The following is a 20,722-nucleotide window of genomic DNA, read 5'->3' on the forward strand; positions in this document are numbered from 1 at the left end:
TCGAGGTGGAAGCATGGTGACATGTGGAGCTGACGAATACTAATAGATCGAGGACTTAACCATATAATATGTAGCAAATGTTATCTAGTTTTGAAGGAATATGCCTTCATAGTTTGGTGATGATGGCAGAGAGGTCACACCCGTTCCCATACCGAACACGGAAGTTAAGCTCTCTAGCGCCGATGGTAGTTGGGACCTTGTCCCTGTGAGAGTAGGACGTCGCCAAGCAAAAACCTAAGTCGTTTCGACTTAGGTTTTTTTGTGTTTATTTTTATATATCAAATGTCATAATCCGTAAATTTAGTAATCTTAATGAGAGAAAAGAATGAAAATGAGGCTATTGAGGGTAATAGTAATGATTTTTTGCTTTTCAGGCTTTCTAAGTGCTCCCAAACAATCCTTATGATAGGAACTGTTATTTCTTTATACAAACCGTTTTGTGTATGGTAGATCTCTAGAAATATATATTCTAATTGCTTATCCTTCTTGCATATAGTTACAATTATTCTTTTGAATATAACTAAAACACGAACGTTATTGATGAGTAATAAAAAAACATTCGATTATTTGTTGACATTGTTTATGAAATATTGTTAATATAGCCATAGAAAGAATAATATATAAGACCTCATATAATCGCGGGGATATGGCCTGCAAGTCTCTACCTAACGACCGTTATTCGTTAGACTATGAGGGAAAGTCACTCGGTATTTTTCTATTCACAAGGGATACGTATGCCTGAGTAGAGCGCTTTCTCTCATAGTAAAAGAGAAACTGTTCTATTTCAGGCTTTTTTTATTTGAATCGGGGGGATTCTAATATGAAATCACTAGTTGGAGTCATAATGGGAAGCACGTCAGACTGGGAAACAATGAAATATGCTTGTGACATTTTAGATGAATTAAATATACCGTATGAGAAAAAAGTTGTATCCGCTCATCGGACTCCGGATTATATGTTTGAATATGCAGAGACGGCTCGTGAACGTGGATTGAAAGTTATTATTGCTGGAGCTGGTGGAGCAGCACATTTACCAGGAATGGTTGCAGCGAAGACAAATCTTCCTGTAATCGGAGTTCCAGTTCAATCAAAAGCGTTAAACGGCTTAGATTCATTATTATCCATCGTCCAAATGCCAGGAGGGGTTCCAGTTGCAACTGTTGCAATTGGTAAGGCTGGTTCAACAAATGCTGGTTTACTTGCTGCACAAATACTTGGATCATTCCATGATGACATATATGATGCATTAGAATTGAGAAGAGAAGCAATTGAAAAAGATGTGCGCGAAGGTAGTGAGCTAGTATGACGAGAATCATTTTACCTGGAAAAACAATCGGTATTATTGGAGGCGGCCAGCTAGGAAGAATGATGGCATTGGCGGCTAAGGAGATGGGATATAAAATTGCTGTTTTAGATCCTACAAAAAACTCACCATGTGCACAAGTTGCTGATATTGAAATTGTTGCATCATATGACGATTTAAAAGCAATTCAGCATTTAGCAGAGATCAGTGATGTTGTCACATATGAATTTGAGAATATTGATTATAGATGTTTACAATGGCTTGAAAAACATGCTTACTTACCGCAAGGCAGTCAGTTGTTAAGTAAAACGCAAAATCGTTTTACAGAAAAGAATGCGATTGAGAAAGCAGGATTACCAGTAGCAACGTATAGATTAGTTCAAAATCAAGGTCAGCTTACTGAAGCAATCGCTGAGTTATCATATCCTTCTGTCTTAAAAACGACGACAGGTGGATATGATGGGAAAGGGCAAGTTGTTTTAAGAAGTGAGGATGACGTTGATACAGCGCGAGAGCTTGCGAATGCAGCAGAGTGTATTTTAGAGAAATGGGTGCCTTTTGAAAAAGAAGTATCAGTTATTGTCATTCGTAGTGTAAGTGGTGAAACGAAAGTATTTCCGGTAGCGGAAAATATTCATGTAAATAACATTTTGCATGAATCCATCGTTCCAGCTCGCATTACAGAAGAACTTTCTCAAAAAGCTATTGCTTATGCAAAAGTGCTTGCGGATGAACTAGAACTTGTGGGAACACTAGCGGTAGAGATGTTTGCTACAGCTGATGGTGAGATTTACATTAATGAATTAGCACCAAGACCTCACAATTCAGGACACTATACACAGGATGCATGTGAAACGAGTCAATTCGGCCAACATATTCGAGCAATCTGTAATTTACCTCTTGGAGAAACAAATTTGTTAAAACCAGTTGTCATGGTAAACATTTTAGGCGAACATATAGAAGGGGTCCTAAGACAAGTGAATAGATTAACCGGGTGCTATTTACACTTGTATGGAAAAGAAGAAGCAAAAGCGCAGCGAAAAATGGGGCATGTTAATATTTTAAATGATAATATTGAAGTCGCTCTAGAAAAAGCGAAGAGTTTGCATATTTGGGACCATCAAGAACAACTGTTGGAGGGAAAAAGATGATTAGTCGTTATACACGCCCAGAAATGGGTGCAATTTGGACGGAAGAGAACAAATTTAAAGCGTGGTTAGAAGTTGAGATTTTAGCTTGTGAAGCATGGGCTGAGCTTGGCGATATTCCGAAAGAAGATGTTAAAAAAATTCGTGAGCATGCATCATTTGATATTGATCGTATTTATGAAATTGAAAAAGAGACACGTCATGACGTAGTTGCATTCACTCGTGCTGTATCAGAAACACCAGCATTAGGCGAGGAACGTAAATGGATTCATTACGGTTTAACATCTACAGACGTAGTAGATACAGCGTTATCTTACATTTTAAAACAAGCGAATGAAATCATATTAAAAGACTTAGAAAACTTTGTAAGTATTTTAGCTAACAAAGCGAAAGAGCATAAATACACGATCATGATGGGAAGAACACACGGTGTTCATGCAGAACCAACAACATTCGGTTTAAAACTTGGTCTTTGGTATGAAGAAATGAAACGTAACGTAGAGCGTTTCAAACAAGCTGCTAATACAGTTCGTGTTGGTAAATTATCTGGTGCGGTTGGTACATATGCAAATATCAATCCATTCGTAGAAAAGTATGTTTGTGAAAACTTAGGATTAGAAGCAGCACCAATTTCAACACAAACATTGCAACGTGATCGCCATGCACATTACATGTCAACACTTGCATTAATCGCAACGTCTATCGAAAAGATGGCAGTTGAGATTCGTGGTTTACAAAAGAGTGAAACACGTGAAGTTGAAGAAGCTTTCGCAAAAGGTCAAAAGGGTTCTTCTGCAATGCCGCATAAGCGTAATCCAATTGGATCTGAAAATATGACTGGTTTAGCTCGTGTTATCCGCGGTTATATGATGACAGCTTATGAGAATGTTCCATTATGGCATGAGCGTGATATTTCTCACTCTTCAGCAGAACGCGTAATTTTACCAGATGCTACAATCGCGTTAAATTACATGCTAAACCGCTTTGGTAATATTGTTAAAAACTTAACTGTATACCCAGAGAATATGAAACGTAATATGACAAGAACATACGGCTTAATTTATTCTCAGCGCGTAATGCTTACATTAATCGATAAAGGTATGGTACGTGAGGAAGCTTACGATATCGTACAACCTAAAGCGATGGAAGCTTGGGAAACACAAGTACAATTTAAAGAGCTTGTAGAAGCTGATGAGCGTATTACGAGCAAGTTAACACAAGAAGAAATTAATGAATGCTTCAACTATGAGCATCATATGCAACACGTTGATACAATCTTTGAACGCCTTGGATTAAACGAAGCGTAAAATTTCATATGGCACAGAATAGAGTCATTCTGTGCCATTCTTTATAAAAACATTATTCACATTTTTCAAACTACAGGGGGCTTGCGAAATGCAAAAGCTAGAATTGCTGTATGAAGGTAAGGCAAAAAGAATTTATCGTACAGAATCAGCAGATATGGTTTGGGTAGAGTACAAAGATAGTGCGACTGCTTTCAATGGGGAGAAAAAAGAGACGATTACAGGAAAAGGTCGTTTGAACAATGAGATTACAACTTTATTGTTCAGAAAGTTACAAGAAGTAGGAATTAAAACACACTTTGTTGAGAAGCTATCTGAAACAGAACAACTTGTTAAAAAAGTGAGTATTATTCCTTTAGAAGTTGTCACAAGAAATGTAATTGCAGGAAGTCTTTCAAAACGATTAGGAATGGAAGAGGGAACTGTACTTGCAGAACCAATCGTAGAATTTTACTTCAAAGATGATGATTTAGGAGATCCGCTTGTAACGGAAGATCATATTCGTGTATTAAACGTTGCATCGCCAGAGCAAGTAAGCGTATTACGAGATATGGCTCTACAAATCAATCAAGTGTTGATTGATCATTTCGCAAGCTGTCGTGTAAGATTAGTAGATTTCAAATTAGAGTTTGGTGTAACGGATGAAGGAGAAATCATTTTAGCAGATGAAATTTCACCAGATACTTGCCGTTTATGGGATGAAACGAGCAATGAGAAGTTTGATAAAGACGTATTCCGTCGTGATCTTGGAAATTTAACAGATGCTTATGAAGAGATTTTAAAACGTTTAGGGGGAATTTCACATGTATAAAGTTAAGGTATATGTAACATTAAGAGAAAGCGTATTAGATCCACAAGGAACAGCAGTAAAAGGAGCACTTCATAGCCTTTCATTCACAGAAGTACAGGATGTTCGAATTGGAAAGTACATGGAACTAACAATTGATAAATCGGTAACCGACTTAGATAGCAAGGTAAAGGAAATGTGTGAAAAACTATTAGCAAACGTTGTAATGGAAGACTTCCGTTATGAAGTTGAGGAGGTTGTCGCACAGTGAAATTTGCCGTAATAGTATTTCCAGGTTCGAACTGTGATGTTGATATGTTCCATGCAATTAAAGATGAGCTTGGCGAAGAAGTAGATTACGTTTGGCACGATACAGAGAATTTAGATGAATATGATGCAATTCTACTACCAGGTGGTTTCTCTTACGGTGACTACTTACGCTGCGGTGCTATTTCTCGCTTTGCGAATGCAATGAAAGCAGTACAGAAAGCAGCTGAGCAAGGAAAGCCAATTTTAGGTGTATGTAATGGATTCCAGATTCTTGTTGAATCAGGATTATTACCAGGAGCATTAATGAGAAATGAAAACTTAAAATTTATGTGTCGAACAGTTCAGTTACGTGTTGAAAATAATGAAACAATGTTTACATCACAATATGAAAAAGATGAAGTAATCAATATTCCAATTGCACATGGTGAGGGGAATTACTATTGTGATGAAGAGACTCTTAAACAATTAGAAGAGAATAATCAAATCGCATTCCGTTACGTAGAAAACCCGAACGGAAGCGTTTCAGATATTGCTGGTATTGTAAACGAAAAAGGAAATGTACTGGGTATGATGCCACACCCAGAGCGTGCTGTAGATGAATTACTTGGCGGTGCTGAAGGGTTAAAAGTCTTTCAATCTATCTTAAAACAGTGGAGGGAAACATATGTCGTTAATGCTTGAACCAAATCCAACACAAATTAAAGAAGAGCGCATATATGCGGAAATGGGGCTAACAGACGAAGAGTTCGCCATGGTTGAAAAGATTTTAGGCCGTCTGCCAAATTATACAGAAACAGGATTATTCTCTGTTATGTGGTCTGAACATTGTAGTTATAAAAATTCAAAACCAGTACTTCGAAAATTCCCAACAACAGGTGAGCGCGTCTTGCAAGGGCCTGGGGAAGGTGCTGGAATTGTAGACATCGGTGATAATCAAGCGGTTGTATTTAAAATGGAAAGTCATAACCACCCTTCTGCTATTGAACCATATCAAGGAGCGGCAACAGGTGTTGGTGGTATTATTCGTGACGTATTCTCTATGGGAGCACGTCCAGTAGCTCTATTAAACTCACTTCGATTTGGAGAATTACAATCACCACGTGTGAAATACTTATTCGAAGAAGTAGTAGCAGGAATTGCAGGATACGGTAACTGTATCGGTATTCCGACTGTTGGCGGCGAAGTACAGTTTGATCCATGTTATGAAGGAAATCCACTTGTAAATGCAATGTGCGTAGGCTTAATTAACCACGAAGACATTAAAAAAGGGCAAGCGCACGGTGCTGGAAACACAGTAATGTACGTAGGAGCATCAACTGGTCGTGATGGTATCCACGGTGCTACATTCGCATCTGAAGAGTTATCTGAAAGCTCAGAAGCGAAGCGTCCAGCAGTTCAAGTAGGAGATCCATTTATGGAGAAACTTCTTATTGAAGCTTGTTTAGAACTTATTCAATCGGATGCACTTGTTGGAATTCAAGATATGGGTGCAGCTGGTTTAACATCATCTTCTGCAGAAATGGCAAGTAAAGCAGGAATGGGTATTGAAATGTACTTAGATGATGTACCACAACGAGAAACAGGAATGACACCATATGAAATGATGCTATCTGAATCACAAGAGCGTATGTTAATTGTTGTGAAAAAAGGTAGAGAGCAAGAAATAGTAGACTTATTTGAGAAGTATGGTCTTGCAGCCGTTACGATGGGGAAAGTAACGGAAGACAAAATGCTTCGTTTATTCCATAAAGGTGAAATGGTAGCTGAAGTACCAGCGGATGCTCTTGCAGAAGAAGCGCCAATTTATCATAAACCATCACAAGAAGCAGCATATTTTGCTGAATTCCAGCAGATGAAAATGGAAACACCAAAAGTAGAAAATTATAAAGAAACGTTATTCGCTCTATTACAACAACCGACGATTGCAAGTAAAGAGTGGGTTTATGATCAATATGATTATCAAGTTCGCACAAGCACAGTTGTTACACCGGGTTCAGATGCAGCAGTTGTACGTGTACGCGGTACAGAAAAAGGATTAGCAATGACGACAGATTGTAACTCTCGCTACATTTATTTAGATCCAGAAATGGGCGGTAAAATTGCAGTAGCAGAGGCAGCACGTAATATCGTATGTTCTGGAGGAGAGCCACTTGCAATTACAGATTGCTTAAACTTCGGTAATCCAGAGAAACCAGAAATCTTCTGGCAAATTGAGAAATCAGTAGATGGTATGAGTGAAGCTTGTCGCACATTACAAACACCAGTTATAGGCGGAAACGTATCAATGTATAACGAACGTAGTGGTGAAGCGGTATATCCAACACCGACAGTTGGGATGGTCGGACTAGTACATGACTTAAAACATGTAACAACACAAGAATTTAAGCAAGCTGGCGATTTAGTTTATATTATCGGAGAGACGAAAGCTGAGTTTGGTGGAAGTGAATTACAGAAAATGCTTCACGGCAAAATTTTCGGCCAATCACCAAGTATCGATCTAGACGTAGAATTAAAACGTCAAAAACAAGTATTAGCAGCAATTCAAGCTGGCCTTATTCAATCTGCACATGACGTTGCTGAAGGTGGTTTAGCAGTTGCAATTTCAGAAAGTGCAATTGGTGCTAACGGCTTAGGTGCTACTGTGAAATTAGACGGGGAAGCAACAGCGGCATTATTTGCGGAATCGCAATCTCGCTTTGTGATAACTGTAAAACGTGAAAATAAAGAAGCGTTTGAGAAAGCGGTAGAAGCAATTCAAGTTGGAGAAGTAACAAATACAAATGAAGTGACAATTCATAATGAAGAAAATGAAGTATTACTTACAGCAAATGTAGATGAAATGAGAAAGGCTTGGAAAGGGGCAATCCCATGCTTGCTGAAATAAAGGGGTTAAACGAAGAATGTGGCGTTTTCGGAATTTGGGGGCATGAAAATGCGGCACAAGTTTCATACTACGGATTGCACAGTTTACAGCACCGTGGGCAAGAAGGCGCAGGCATTGTCGTAAATAATGGAGAAAAAATCGTCGGTCACAAGGGGTTAGGTTTAATATCGGAAGTGTTTTCAAGAGGAGAGCTAGAAGGATTGAACGGGAAATCAGCAATCGGACACGTACGATACGCGACGGCTGGTGGAAGTGAAGTGGCTAACGTTCAACCATTACTATTCCGTTTTTCTGATCATAGTATGGCATTAGCTCATAACGGGAATTTAATTAATGCAAAAATGCTTCGCCGCGAATTAGAGGCAGAGGGAAGTATTTTTCAAACAAGTTCAGATACAGAAGTACTTTTACACCTTATTAAACGTAGTACGAAAGATTCGTTAATTGAAAGTGTAAAAGAAGCTCTAAATAAAGTGAAAGGTGCGTTTGCATATCTTTTACTAACTGGAAATGAAATGATCGTTGCGCTAGATCCAAATGGATTTCGTCCCCTTTCAATTGGAAAGATGGGAGATGCTTACGTTGTAGCATCAGAAACATGTGCTTTTGATGTAGTAGGTGCAACATACATTCGTGATGTAGAACCGGGTGAATTACTTATCATTAATGATGATGGAATTCACGTAGATCGTTTTACAAATGATGTAGAACATGCAATTTGCAGTATGGAATACATTTACTTCGCACGCCCAGATTCAAATATCGCTGGTGTTAATGTCCATGCAGCACGTAAAAACATGGGGAAACGTTTGGCGGCAGAAGCTCCTATTGAAGCTGATGTTGTTACTGGTGTACCAGACTCTAGCATTTCAGCAGCAATTGGTTATGCGGAGGCGACAGGTATTCCATATGAGTTAGGATTAATTAAAAATCGTTACGTTGGACGTACGTTTATTCAACCTTCTCAGGAACTGCGAGAGCAAGGGGTTAAGATGAAGCTTTCAGCAGTAAGAGGTGTAGTTGAAGGAAAACGAGTTGTTATGATTGATGATTCTATCGTACGAGGAACAACGAGTAAACGAATTGTTCGTATGCTTCGCGAGGCTGGAGCGACAGAAGTTCACGTAAGAATAGCTTCACCACCTTTGAAATATCCATGTTTCTATGGCATTGATATTCAAACGAGAAAAGAATTAATTGCAGCAAATCATACGGTAGAAGAAATTCGTGAAATGATCGGTGCAGACTCATTAACATTTTTAAGTGAAGATGGATTAGTAGATGCAATTGGACGTCCATATGAAGGGAAATACGGTGGCCTATGTATGGCGTACTTCAATGGAGATTATCCAACAGCTCTTTATGATTATGAGCAAGAGCTTTTAGAAAGTATGAAATAAGAAGAAAAAAGCTTCTACTTCTTTTTGATGTAGAAGCTAGCTTCTTTCTTAAAACGGCCCGCACAGGATAGGGAGAAATTAAAAGACGAGGTGTAGATAACGATGGCGAATGCATATAAGCAAGCAGGAGTAGATATTGAAGCTGGATATGAAGCGGTATCTCGCATGAAAAAACACGTACAAACAACAATGAGAAAAGAAGTACTAGGCGGTTTAGGCGGTTTTGGAGGTATGTTTGACCTATCAAAATTTGCATTAGAAGAACCTGTATTAGTATCTGGAACAGATGGCGTGGGAACGAAATTGATGCTCGCTTTTATGGCAGATAAACATGACACAATTGGTATTGATGCGGTAGCAATGTGTGTAAATGATATTGTTGTCCAAGGAGCAGAGCCGCTTTTCTTCCTTGATTATATTGCTTGTGGTAAAGCTGAACCTAGTAAAATTGAAAACATCGTCAAAGGTATATCAGAGGGCTGTCGCCAAGCAGGTTGTGCTTTAATTGGTGGAGAAACAGCTGAAATGCCAGGAATGTATTCTACAGAAGAATACGATTTAGCTGGTTTTACAGTTGGGATCGTTGATAAAAAGAAAATTGTAACAGGTGAAAAAATTGAAGCTGGTCACGTATTAATTGGCTTAGCATCTAGCGGTATTCATAGTAACGGTTATTCTTTAGTACGAAAAGTATTACTAGAAGATGGAGAACTATCTTTAGATCGCATTTACGGACGCTTAGAGCTACCTCTTGGTGAAGAATTATTAAAACCAACGAAAATTTATGTCAAACCTATTTTAGAACTATTGAAGAAATATGAAGTATACGGTATGGCACATATTACAGGTGGCGGATTCATTGAAAATATTCCACGTATGTTACCAGAAGGAATCGGTGCAGAAATTGAATTAGGATCTTGGGAAATTCAGCCAATCTTTAGTTTACTTCAAGAAGTTGGCAAGTTGGAAGAGAAAGAAATGTTCAATATTTTTAACATGGGTATTGGTATGGTAGTAGCGGTGAAGGAAGAAGATGCAAAAGATGTTGTTCGTCTTCTTGAAGAGCAAGGAGAAACTGCTCGTATTATTGGACGCACTGTACAAGGAGCTGGCGTTACTTTTAATGGAGGCACAGCGCTATGAGTAGATTAGCAGTTTTTGCTTCTGGAAGCGGATCTAACTTTCAATCTCTCGTTAATGCAGTAGAAGAAAAAAGATTGGATGCAGAAATTAGTTTATTAGTATGTGATAAACCAGAAGCACGCGCTGTTGGGCGAGCACATTATCATCATATCCCGTGTTTCGCTTTTTCAGCTAAAGCATATGAGTCAAAAGAAGCGTTTGAAAAAGAGATATTAAAGAAGCTAGAAGAGTATGAAATTGATTATGTTATTTTAGCTGGATATATGCGTTTAATTGGACCAACTTTACTAGAAGCTTACGGCGGAAGGATTATTAATATTCATCCATCACTATTACCGAGTTTTCCAGGGAAAGATGCTGTTGGTCAAGCGTTAGAAGCAGGTGTGAAAGTAACTGGAGTAACGATTCATTATGTCGACGCAGGTATGGATACAGGGCCAATTATTGCACAAGAAGCAGTAGTTGTTTCTGAAGGGGATACGAGAGAAAGCTTACAAAAGAAAATTCAACAAGTTGAACATAAATTATACGTAAATACAGTGAATCAAATTGTTCAATCTACGAAAGAACCAACTGTTAACTAACATACAACCAGGGGTGAAGGGTAAATGAAAAAGCGTGCATTAGTAAGTGTTTCAGATAAAACAGGAGTAGTAGAATTTGTTAAAGGTTTACTAGAACAAGGGATCGAAGTTATATCAACAGGCGGTACAAAAAAATTACTAGAAGAAAACGGCTTACAAGTAATCGGTATTTCTGAAGTAACTGGTTTCCCAGAAATTATGGATGGTCGTGTGAAAACATTACATCCAAATATTCATGGTGGTCTATTAGCAGTTCGCGATAATGAAACGCATGTAGCACAAATGAATGAGTTAGGTATAGAGCCAATTGATTTTGTTGTCGTTAACTTATACCCATTCAAAGAAACAATCGCTAAGCCTGATGTAACATTTGCTGATGCAATTGAAAATATTGATATTGGTGGCCCAACAATGATTCGCTCTGCTGCGAAAAATCACAAATTTGTATCGGTAATTGTAGATCCAGTAGATTACGATGTTGTATTAGCAGAACTGAAAGAGAACGGTGAAGTAAAAGAAGAAACGAAACGTAAATTAGCAGCGAAAGTATTCCGCCATACAGCAGCATATGATGCGTTAATCTCTAACTACTTAACAGAGCAAATGGGTGAAGAAAGCCCAGAAACATTAACTGTGACATTTGAGAAAAAGCAAGACTTACGTTATGGCGAGAACCCACATCAAAAGGCAACTTTCTATAAAGCGCCATTCGCAGCAACTTCTTCTGTTGCATACGCAGAACAATTACACGGTAAAGAATTATCATATAACAATATTAATGATGCAGACGCAGCACTTAGCATCGTAAAAGAATTTACAGAACCAGCAGTAGTAGCAGTAAAACATATGAATCCATGTGGTGTTGGAGTAGGAACTGATATTCATGAAGCATACACACGTGCTTATGAAGCGGATCCAGTATCAATCTTTGGAGGGATTATTGCAGCGAATCGTGAGATTGACAAATCTACAGCTGAAAAGTTACATGAAATTTTCTTAGAAATTATTATTGCACCTTCTTTCTCAAAAGAAGCTTTAGAAGTGTTGCAAAGTAAGAAAAACTTACGTTTATTAACTGTAAATATTGAAAAATCGACAAGTGCGAGCAAAAAACTAACTTCTGTACAAGGTGGCCTTCTCGTTCAAGAGGAAGATACGTTATCATTAGATGAAAGTACAATTTCAATTCCAACGAAACGTGAACCTTCAGAGCAAGAATGGAAAGATTTAAAATTAGCTTGGAAAGTTGTAAAGCATGTGAAATCAAATGCAATTGTTTTAGCAAAAGATGATATGACAATTGGTGTCGGTGCTGGACAGATGAACCGTGTAGGTTCTGCAAAAATCGCAATTACACAAGCTGGTGAAAAAGCACAAGGTAGCGCGCTTGCATCTGATGCTTTCTTCCCAATGCCAGATACATTAGAAGAAGCAGCAAAAGCAGGAATTACAGCAATCATTCAACCAGGCGGATCAATCCGTGATGAAGATTCTATTAAAGTGGCGGATACGTATGGGATTGCGATGGTGTTCACTGGCGTACGTCATTTTAAACACTAATAGAGGATGTTTAAAAAGTCCAGTCAAGATAACCTTTGATTGATATGAAAAAACAAACTAGGAGCATAGCTTCTAGTTTGTACTTATTTAAATATTGGGGGATGAAATATGAACGTTTTGGTAATTGGCCGCGGTGGGCGTGAGCATGCTTTAGCTTGGAAGTTTGCACAATCTACAAAAGTGAAAAAGGTGTATGTAGCACCGGGCAATGAAGGTATGCGCGATATTGCAACACCAGTTGATATTGATGAAAATGATTTTGATGCATTAGTTTTATTTGCTAAAGAGAATAGGGTTGAATTAACTTTCGTTGGACCAGAAATTCCGCTTATGAATGGAATTGTTGATCGTTTTACAGAAGAGGGACTTCGCGTATTTGGTCCGAATAAAGCGGCTGCTGTTATTGAAGGTAGTAAAGCTTTTACGAAAGAATTGATGAAAAAATATAATATTCCAACTGCGGCATATGAAACTTTTACAGATTATGAAGAAGCAGTACAGTACATTCAAAAAGTTGGTGCACCAATTGTTATTAAGGCAGATGGATTAGCTGCTGGTAAAGGTGTAACAGTAGCGATGACGCTTGAAGAAGCATTACAGGCTGTGAAAGAAATGCTACAAGATGTAAAGTTCGGTGAAGCGAGTAAGAAGGTCGTTATTGAAGAGTTTTTAGATGGACAAGAATTTTCATTAATGGCATTTGTAAATGGAACAACTGTGCATCCGATGGTAATTGCTCAAGATCATAAACGAGCTTTTGATGGAGATAAAGGTCCAAATACAGGTGGAATGGGTGCATATTCTCCAGTACCACAAATTTCGGAATCAGCAGTTCAAGAGGCGATAAAAAACGTATTGCATCCAACTGCTAAAGCGATGATTGCAGAAAATCGATCGTTTACAGGTATTTTATATGCGGGACTTATTTTAACAAATGATGGTCCAAAGGTAATTGAGTTTAATGCTCGCTTTGGTGATCCTGAAACGGAAGTTGTATTACCACGCCTAGAAAATGATTTAGTTGATGTATGTAACGCTGTATTAGATGAGAGTGAACTAACGTTACAATGGTCAGAAGAAGCAGTTATTGGCGTTGTACTTGCTTCGAAAGGATATCCAGAAGTATATAAAAAAGGTGATATTATTAACGGGTTAGATGCATTGCAAGATGTAATTGTGTTTCATTCAGGTACAGCGATGAAACATGGTGATTTTGTAACAAACGGTGGTCGTGTACTATTTGTTGCTTGTAAGGCGAATAGTTTACAAGAAGCGAAAGATAAGGTGTATAAAGAAATTGGTAAAATTGAGAGTGATGCTCTATTTTACCGAAGTGATATAGGATATCGTGCAATTGGGCATGAGATGATGAGAAGCTAATATGTAAAAAATCTCGCTGAGAAATCAGCGAGATTTTTTATGCATCTTTATCTTTTTTCAATTTCCCTTTTTGCTTTGCCATTTCTCGAAGTAAATACTCGATGTGTGCATTGACGCTACGAAACTCATCATTCGCCCATTTTTCGATGACTGCGTGTAATTCAGGATCAATACGTAATGGAAAGCTTTTCTTTTTAGCCATAGTGATTTACAGCCTTTTAGTATAGGCTTCCTGTATTAATAACTGGTTGCGCACCTTTATCTGAAACGATGGCAACTAATAAGTTGTTCACCATATTCGCTTTACGCTCGTCATCTAATTCAAGTACGCCTTCTTCATCTAACATATGGATTGAATCTTTTGCCATCTTCACAGCACCTTCAACAATCTCTTTTCTAGCAGCTAATACTGCTTTTGCTTGTTGGCGTTGTAGCATTGCATGGGCAATTTCTGTTGCATAAGCTAAATGTGTTAAACGAGTTTCTAACACTTCTACGCCAGCAATTTCAAGGCGTGCTTCTAATTCACGTTTTAATTCTTCAGAGATTTCTTCAGTATTTCCACGTAACGTAATGCAAGTTTCATCTTGGAAATTATCATAAGGATATTTCGTTGCAACGTGGCGGATTGCCGTTTCGCTTTGAATTTCTACAAATCGATCATAATGTTCAACGCCGAACATCGCTTTTGCAGAATCAACAACTTTATAGACGATAACAGCTGCAATTTCAATTGGATTTCCGTCAACATCATTTACTTTTAATTTCTTACTATTAAAGTTCTCAACACGTAATGATACAGTTTGACGGAACGCGAACGGAATCGTTAAAAATAAACCGTTTTGACGAATTGTTCCTAAATAATTACCGAAAAACGTAATGACTTTTGCTTGATTTGGTTGAACAATACCAATACCTGTAGCAAGAACTGCAGCTAAAATAATAGTTAATGCTGCTCCTATGAAAATTTCTTGCATGAGGAAAAATACACCGATAGCGGCTAAAATCAAAATTCCAATAATCCCAAGAAAACCATTAACATAAAACACTTGTTTTTCTTTCATATGATCGCCTCCTGATATAAAAATGATATCACTTTTATATCATTTTAAGCAAGAGGTGTACACCTAATTTTCTGAATTTTATTGATTATGTATATTTTAATGTCTGAAATAAGAATGTATGTTCTATTTTTGTGATAAAATAAAGAAGACTTAACCGCCCACTGCAGCAGCTAAGTCCCTTTGAGAGCATCTTGCATCGTGACAAATGATTCAAAGCGGTTTTGCCAGGATTATATCTTCAATCGCTGACTCAATCTCTTTGTCAGAAGCGTCATAACTTCCATTTGACTGTGGTTTGTCGTGCTTGGAAGTTTGATTCGCTTCTTCTTTAGTATGTCCCTTCTCAGCAAAATTCATGCTAGGCATTTTAAATGCCCCCATGTTCATGTATTTTCCGAATTTCCACATTTCAACAATAGGGCAGAAACGAACAATTCCCTCTGCAACTTTCATTGCACCAATCCATAGCAAAATGTTAGACCAAGTGCACCAAGGTTTGCGCACGAGTTTCGTTGCACTACAACCGAAGAGGACGAGTCCGAGTGTAATTCGAATTAGGGCATTTATTGTACCGATATTTTGCTTCATTAGAAAAACACTCCTTTTATGAAAGTTGAAATAGATAATACTATTTCTTTTATTAGTATCCCTTTTGATTTTTCGGATATGTAATCCAACATTTGACGTGGAAAAAGATGTTGGATTGTGCGTGTGTGTAAGTAGCTTTTTTTGGTATAATGAAAGAATGCATAAAAGGAAGTTCAAAATTAAATCCTCTCGTTTAAAAAATGTGGAAGAGGGGATTCCAAACTTAATTCTCCGCTTTAAACAAATATTTAAGGTGAACTTAAAAAATCCTAATGAAAATAAACTGTTATTTTAAACAGAAATATATACAACTTGAGAAAAGAAAGGGTGTTTTCATGTACGATATTTCCGGATGGAAACATGTATTTAAGCTTGATCCGAATAAGGAATTAAGTGACGAACATTTAGAAATGATTTGTGAGTCTGGAACAGATGCTGTTATTGTAGGCGGAAGTGATGGGGTGACAATTGATAATGTACTACACATGCTAGTTAGCATTCGTAGATATGCAGTTCCTTGTGTGTTAGAGGTTTCTGATGTGGAAGCAATTACACCAGGATTCGATTTTTATTATATCCCAAGCGTTTTAAATAGCCGAAAGGTGGAATGGGTAACAGGCGTTCATCATGAAGCTTTGAAAGAATTTGGGGATATTATGGATTGGGACGAAATTTTTATGGAAGGATATTGTGTTTTAAATCCTGAAGCGAAAGTAGCCCAGCTTACAGATGCAAAGTGTGATGTAACAGAAGATGATGTGATTGCATACGCGCGTTTAGCAGACAAGCTATTACGTTTACCGATATTTTATTTAGAATATAGCGGTACGTATGGAGATGTTGAACTTGTTAAAAATGTAAAAGCACAATTGAAACAAGCTAAGTTATATTATGGCGGTGGTATTTCTAATGCTGAACAGGCGAAGGAAATGGCGCAGCATGCTGATACAGTAGTTGTTGGAAATATTATTTATGATGATATAAAAGCAGCGTTAAAAACGGTTAAAGCAGTAAAAGGAGAGTAGGTGCAGGCGTATATGAGTATGACAGATAGATTATTAAATGGTTTAAATCCGCAGCAACAAAAAGCAGTACAAACAACGAACGGACCACTTCTATTAATGGCAGGCGCAGGTAGTGGTAAAACACGTGTGTTAACACATCGTATTGCGTATTTACTTGGTGAAAAAGGAGTAGCGCCATGGAATGTACTAGCTATTACCTTTACAAATAAAGCGGCTCGTGAAATGCGCGAGCGTATTGATACACTTGTCGGACCAGAAGCTGAAGATATTTGGATTTCTACGTTCCACTCTATGTGTGTACGTATTTTACGACGTGATATCGATCGCATTGGTATTAATCGTAACTTTACAATTTTAGATTCAGGTGATCAGTTAACTGTAGTTAAAAAAATTATGAAAGAGCGCAATATTGATCCGAAGAAATTTGAGCCGCGCTCTATTTTAGCTGGTATTAGTAATGCGAAAAATGAATTGTTATCTGCGGATAAATATGCGAAGAAAATTACAATTGCTGATCCATATGAAAAATTAACGAGCGATGTATATACAGAATATCAAAAACGTCTTTTGAAAAATAACTCACTAGACTTTGATGATTTAATTATGACGACGATTCAACTATTTGAACGTGTTCCAGAAGTACTAGAGTTTTATCAGCGTAAATTTCAGTATATTCACGTGGATGAGTATCAAGATACGAACAAAGCGCAATACCTTCTTGTTAAACATTTGGCAGCACGTTTTAAAAATTTATGTGTTGTAGGTGACTCAGATCAGTCAATTTATCGCTGGCGTGGTGCGGACATTTCTAACATTTTGTCATTCGAAAAAGACTATGAGAATGCGCAAGTTATTCTGTTAGAACAAAATTATCGTTCGTCACAAAATATTTTAAATGCAGCGAATGCTGTTATTGAAAGAAATACGAATCGTAAACCGAAGAAATTATGGACAGATAATGAAGTTGGAAGCAAAATCTCTTACTATCGTGCTGCAACGGAAAAGGACGAAGCATACTTTGTTGCGAAAAAAATTCGCGACGATATTCAAATGGGAAAACGAAAATATACTGATTTTGCGGTGTTATATCGTACAAATGCGCAGTCTCGTATGGTCGAGGAGATTTTCCTGAAATCTAATATTCCTTACAAAATTGTCGGCGGTACGAAGTTCTACGACCGTAAAGAGATTAAAGACATTTTGGCGTATTTACGCTTAATTGGGAATCCAGATGATGAGATTAGTTTCGCACGTATTATTAACGTGCCAAAGCGCGGAATTGGTGCGACTTCTATCGATAAAATTATTAATTACGGTGTACAAAATGGAATTTCATTAACAGCTGTATTCGATGAGATTGAGCATGTTGGAGTAAGTGCAAAGGTTACAAAGGCAGTAAAAGAATTCGCAGGTTTATTACACAACTGGGTAAATATGCAAGAGTATTTATCTGTTACAGAATTGGTAGAAGAAGTTATTGAAAAAACCGGCTATCGCGACATGTTGAAAAACGAGCGTACGTTAGAAGCGGAAGGTCGTCTAGAGAACTTAGATGAGTTTTTATCTGTTACGCAAACATTTGAATCTCAAAGCGAAGATAAGAGCCTTGTTGCATTCTTAACAGACTTAGCACTTGTTGCAGATATTGATCGTGTAGATGAAGACCCGACTGCTGGTGAGGAAGTTATTTTAATGACGATGCACTCAGCGAAAGGATTAGAATTCCCAGTTGTCTTTATTGTTGGTTTAGAGGAAGGAATATTCCCGCATACTCGTTCCCTAATGGAAGAAGATGAAATGCAAGAAGAGCGTCGTCTTGCTTATGTAGGTATTACTCGTGCAGAAGAAGAGTTGTATTTATCAAATGCACAAATGCGTACTTTATTTGGTAGAACAAGTATGAATGCCGCATCCCGATTCATTACAGAAATCCCGACAGAACTAGTAGAATCATTAAATGAAACAGCGCCGAAGCGTGAAACTTCGTTTGGTGCAAAAGGAAGAACGGCAAGTAGCAGTAAAATGACAACTACAACACGTTCTCGCTCAGCTTTCGCGCGTCCTGCAGCTAAGACGACAGGCGGCGAACAAATCGGCTGGGCAGTAGGCGATAAAGCTTCCCACCAAAAATGGGGAATCGGTACAGTCGTAAGTGTAAAAGGTGAAGGTGATGCAAAAGAATTAGATATTGCGTTCCCAAGCCCAATTGGTGTTAAACGTTTGTTAGCAAAATTTGCACCTGTGACGAAACAATAGGAAAGGAATGAGGATATGTCAAAAGAGATAGCAAAAAAACGTATAGAAGAACTACGTGATTTGTTAAATACATTTAACTATCAATATCACGTATTAGACAATCCTTCTGTTTCTGATGCGGAGTATGACCGTAATATGCAGGAGCTTATAAAATTAGAAGCAGAGAACCCAGAGTTTATGAGTGAAGATTCTCCCTCCGTTCGCGTTGGGGGAACGGTTCTTGATATATTTGAAAAAGTAACACACAAGTCACCGATGTTAAGTTTAGGAAATGCATTTAACGAAGGAGATTTACGTGATTTTGACCGACGAGTACGTCAAGGAATTGATGATGCGAATGTAAGATATATATGCGAATTAAAAATTGACGGACTTGCTGTTTCACTTCATTATGAAAAAGGACGCTTCATTCAAGGGGCAACACGTGGTGATGGTGTAACAGGTGAAGATATTACTCAAAATTTAAAAACGATTAAAGCAATCCCGCTTCGTTTAAATGAAGAAGTAACGTTAGAAGCACGAGGCGAAGCTTATATGCCGAAGCGTTCATTCGTTAAGTTAAATGAAGAAAAAGAGCAAAATGGTGAAGATGTATTTGCAAATCCGCGTAATGCGGCAGCAGGTTCAATCCGCCAACTTGATCCGAAAATTGCAGCGAAGCGTAACTTATCTATGTTTGTATACGGTCTTGCGAATGTAGAAGAAAAAACAATCCTATCACATAGTGAATCGCTTGATTTCTTAGGTGAACTTGGATTCAAAACAAATCCAAATCGACGCACATGTGAAACAATTGAAGAAGTTATAGCTTATGTAGAAGAATGGCAAGAAAAACGTCCGCATCTTGATTATGAGATTGATGGGATCGTTATAAAAGTAGATGATGTTGCTCTTCAAGAAAGTCTAGGCACTACAGCAAAGAGTCCAAGATGGGCAATTGCTTATAAATTCCCAGCTGAAGAAGTTGTAACAAGATTAACAGGGATTGAATTAAGTGTTGGTCGTACAGGGGTTGTAACACCGACTGCAGAGCTAGAGCCAGTGCGAGTGGCTGGTACGATCGTTCGTCGTGCTTCTTTACATAACGAAGATTTAATTCGTGAAAAAGATATTCGAATTGGTGACTACGTTGTTGTGAAGAAGGCTGGAGATATTATTCCTGAAGTTGTGAATGTTATTTTCGATAAGCGTACTGGTGAGGAAGAAGAATATCATATGCCAACGCATTGCCCAGCATGTGAGAGTGAACTAGTTCGTTTAGAAGAAGAGGTAGCACTTCGTTGTATAAATCCAACTTGTCCTGCTCAAATTCGAGAAGGGTTAATCCATTTCGTTTCAAGAAATGCAATGAATATTGATGGACTTGGAGAACGTGTCATTACACAACTCTTTGAGGCAGATTATATTCGTACATTTGCTGATTTATATTCGTTGACGAAAGAGCAATTATTACAGCTAGAACGATTTGGAGAAAAATCAGCAACGAATTTAGTACAAGCAATTGAGAATTCTAAAGAAAACTCATTAGAGCGATTATTATTCGGTCTAGGTATTCGCCATGTCGGAGCGAAAGCAGCACGTACATTTGCAGAGCATTTCGAAACGATGGATGCGCTTGTGAAGGCAACGGAAGAAGAACTAAAAGCAATTAATGAAATTGGTGAAAAAATGGCTCAATCCGTAGTAACGTATTTCGATAATGAAGACGTATTAGAGTTATTACAACAATTTAAAGAATACGGCGTGAACATGACATATAAAGGCATGAAAATTGCTGATTTACAAAACGTTGAGTCGTACTTCGCAGGAAAAACTGTCGTTTTAACAGGGAAATTAGAAGTTATGGGACGTAGTGAAGCGAAGAAGAAAATTGAGGCATTAGGTGGAAAAGTAACAGGAAGTGTTAGTAAAAGTACGGATTTAGTTGTTGCAGGTGAAGCGGCAGGTTCGAAATTAGCACAAGCGGAGAAACATAATGTTGAGGTTTGGAATGAAGAGAGGTTCTTACAAGAGCTAAATAAGTAAG

Annotated in this window: 18 protein-coding genes, 1 rRNA gene and 1 riboswitch; of the genes, 16 read left to right on the top strand and 3 right to left on the bottom strand. The window is 37.9% G+C overall.

The annotated features are described in order from the left end of the window. The first annotated feature begins 112 nt into the window (after positions 1-112). The 13 genes from rrf to purD all read left to right on the top strand — a co-directional run bounded on the left by rrf (position 113) and on the right by purD (position 13,763). A 5S ribosomal RNA gene (gene rrf / locus PDK19_RS23130) occupies positions 113-228 on the top strand. Positions 229-608: 380 nt separating this feature from the next. Continuing rightward, positions 609-710, top strand: a riboswitch (purine riboswitch). Between the two features lie 110 nt (positions 711-820). Next, positions 821-1,306 carry a 5-(carboxyamino)imidazole ribonucleotide mutase gene (gene purE / locus PDK19_RS23135; RefSeq protein ID WP_000839371.1) on the top strand — a complete coding sequence of 162 codons (486 nt, stop codon included), beginning with the start codon at positions 821-823 and terminating at the stop codon, positions 1,304-1,306. Then, positions 1,303-2,454, top strand: coding sequence for a 5-(carboxyamino)imidazole ribonucleotide synthase (gene purK, locus PDK19_RS23140; RefSeq protein ID WP_000196798.1), 1,152 nt, complete (start codon positions 1,303-1,305; stop codon positions 2,452-2,454). Before purE ends, purK begins: the two co-directional genes overlap by 4 nt. Continuing rightward, complete coding sequence (gene purB, locus PDK19_RS23145) at positions 2,451-3,758, top strand: adenylosuccinate lyase (RefSeq protein WP_000625679.1); 1,308 nt, start codon at positions 2,451-2,453, stop codon at positions 3,756-3,758. The genes purK and purB overlap by 4 nt, the downstream gene beginning before the upstream one ends. 88 nt (positions 3,759-3,846) lie before the next feature. Then, a complete protein-coding gene (gene purC / locus PDK19_RS23150) occupies positions 3,847-4,566 on the top strand; it encodes a phosphoribosylaminoimidazolesuccinocarboxamide synthase (protein WP_001170542.1) in 720 nt (239 codons plus the stop codon). Then, entirely contained in the window at positions 4,559-4,813 is a 255-nt protein-coding gene (gene purS, locus PDK19_RS23155) for a phosphoribosylformylglycinamidine synthase subunit PurS (protein WP_000278826.1), read from the top strand. Before purC ends, purS begins: the two co-directional genes overlap by 8 nt. Then, entirely contained in the window at positions 4,810-5,493 is a 684-nt protein-coding gene (gene purQ, locus PDK19_RS23160) for a phosphoribosylformylglycinamidine synthase subunit PurQ (RefSeq protein WP_000666779.1), read from the top strand. Before purS ends, purQ begins: the two co-directional genes overlap by 4 nt. Beyond that, a complete protein-coding gene (gene purL / locus PDK19_RS23165; protein ID WP_000055585.1) occupies positions 5,477-7,696 on the top strand; it encodes a phosphoribosylformylglycinamidine synthase II in 2,220 nt (739 codons plus the stop codon). The genes purQ and purL overlap by 17 nt, the downstream gene beginning before the upstream one ends. After that, positions 7,681-9,096, top strand: a complete 1,416-nt coding sequence (gene purF, locus PDK19_RS23170; RefSeq protein WP_000879021.1) for an amidophosphoribosyltransferase — start codon at positions 7,681-7,683, stop codon at positions 9,094-9,096. Before purL ends, purF begins: the two co-directional genes overlap by 16 nt. Before the next feature lie 102 nt (positions 9,097-9,198). Beyond that, positions 9,199-10,239: a phosphoribosylformylglycinamidine cyclo-ligase gene (gene purM / locus PDK19_RS23175; RefSeq protein ID WP_001262432.1), complete on the top strand. Its 1,041-nt coding sequence runs from the start codon at positions 9,199-9,201 to the stop codon at positions 10,237-10,239. After that, complete coding sequence (purN, locus tag PDK19_RS23180) at positions 10,236-10,823, top strand: phosphoribosylglycinamide formyltransferase (RefSeq protein WP_000088580.1); 588 nt, start codon at positions 10,236-10,238, stop codon at positions 10,821-10,823. Before purM ends, purN begins: the two co-directional genes overlap by 4 nt. Before the next feature lie 24 nt (positions 10,824-10,847). Continuing rightward, positions 10,848-12,383 carry a bifunctional phosphoribosylaminoimidazolecarboxamide formyltransferase/IMP cyclohydrolase gene (gene purH, locus PDK19_RS23185; protein ID WP_074615324.1) on the top strand — a complete coding sequence of 512 codons (1,536 nt, stop codon included), beginning with the start codon at positions 10,848-10,850 and terminating at the stop codon, positions 12,381-12,383. Between the two features lie 108 nt (positions 12,384-12,491). Next, on the top strand, positions 12,492-13,763 hold the full coding sequence (gene purD / locus PDK19_RS23190) for a phosphoribosylamine--glycine ligase (RefSeq protein WP_049111669.1): 1,272 nt from the start codon (positions 12,492-12,494) through the stop codon (positions 13,761-13,763). A 37-nt stretch (positions 13,764-13,800) separates the two neighbouring features. Here purD and PDK19_RS23195 read toward each other — a convergent pair whose 3' ends face one another. The 3 genes from PDK19_RS23195 to PDK19_RS23205 all read right to left on the bottom strand — a co-directional run bounded on the left by PDK19_RS23195 (position 13,801) and on the right by PDK19_RS23205 (position 15,415). Beyond that, entirely contained in the window at positions 13,801-13,965 is a 165-nt protein-coding gene (locus PDK19_RS23195) for a toxin-antitoxin system HicB family antitoxin (RefSeq protein ID WP_001085171.1), read from the bottom strand. A gap of 16 nt (positions 13,966-13,981) precedes the next feature. Further along, positions 13,982-14,827, bottom strand: a complete 846-nt coding sequence (locus PDK19_RS23200) for an SPFH domain-containing protein (protein ID WP_000660679.1) — start codon at positions 14,825-14,827, stop codon at positions 13,982-13,984. Between the two features lie 210 nt (positions 14,828-15,037). Beyond that, entirely contained in the window at positions 15,038-15,415 is a 378-nt protein-coding gene (locus tag PDK19_RS23205; RefSeq protein ID WP_002026867.1) for a YgaP family membrane protein, read from the bottom strand. 335 nt (positions 15,416-15,750) lie between these two features. On the opposite strand from PDK19_RS23205, the gene PDK19_RS23210 reads away from it, so the two are divergent. From PDK19_RS23210 to ligA, 3 genes are read left to right on the top strand one after another with little or no spacing between them, the layout of a single operon-like run. Then, positions 15,751-16,440: a heptaprenylglyceryl phosphate synthase gene (locus PDK19_RS23210; protein WP_000272093.1), complete on the top strand. Its 690-nt coding sequence runs from the start codon at positions 15,751-15,753 to the stop codon at positions 16,438-16,440. 12 nt (positions 16,441-16,452) lie between these two features. Then, positions 16,453-18,696 carry a DNA helicase PcrA gene (gene pcrA, locus PDK19_RS23215; RefSeq protein WP_011039939.1) on the top strand — a complete coding sequence of 748 codons (2,244 nt, stop codon included), beginning with the start codon at positions 16,453-16,455 and terminating at the stop codon, positions 18,694-18,696. A gap of 15 nt (positions 18,697-18,711) precedes the next feature. Next, the gene (ligA, locus tag PDK19_RS23220) at positions 18,712-20,721 is read left to right on the top strand and encodes an NAD-dependent DNA ligase LigA (protein ID WP_000031440.1); all 2,010 of its coding nucleotides are present in this window, start codon (positions 18,712-18,714) and stop codon (positions 20,719-20,721) included. The last annotated feature ends 1 nt before the right edge of the window (position 20,722 follow it).

The organism is Bacillus cereus group sp. BcHK124, from assembly GCF_027712065.1.
In the GTDB taxonomy this organism is placed as follows: Bacteria; Bacillota; Bacilli; order Bacillales; family Bacillaceae_G; genus Bacillus_A; species Bacillus_A pacificus.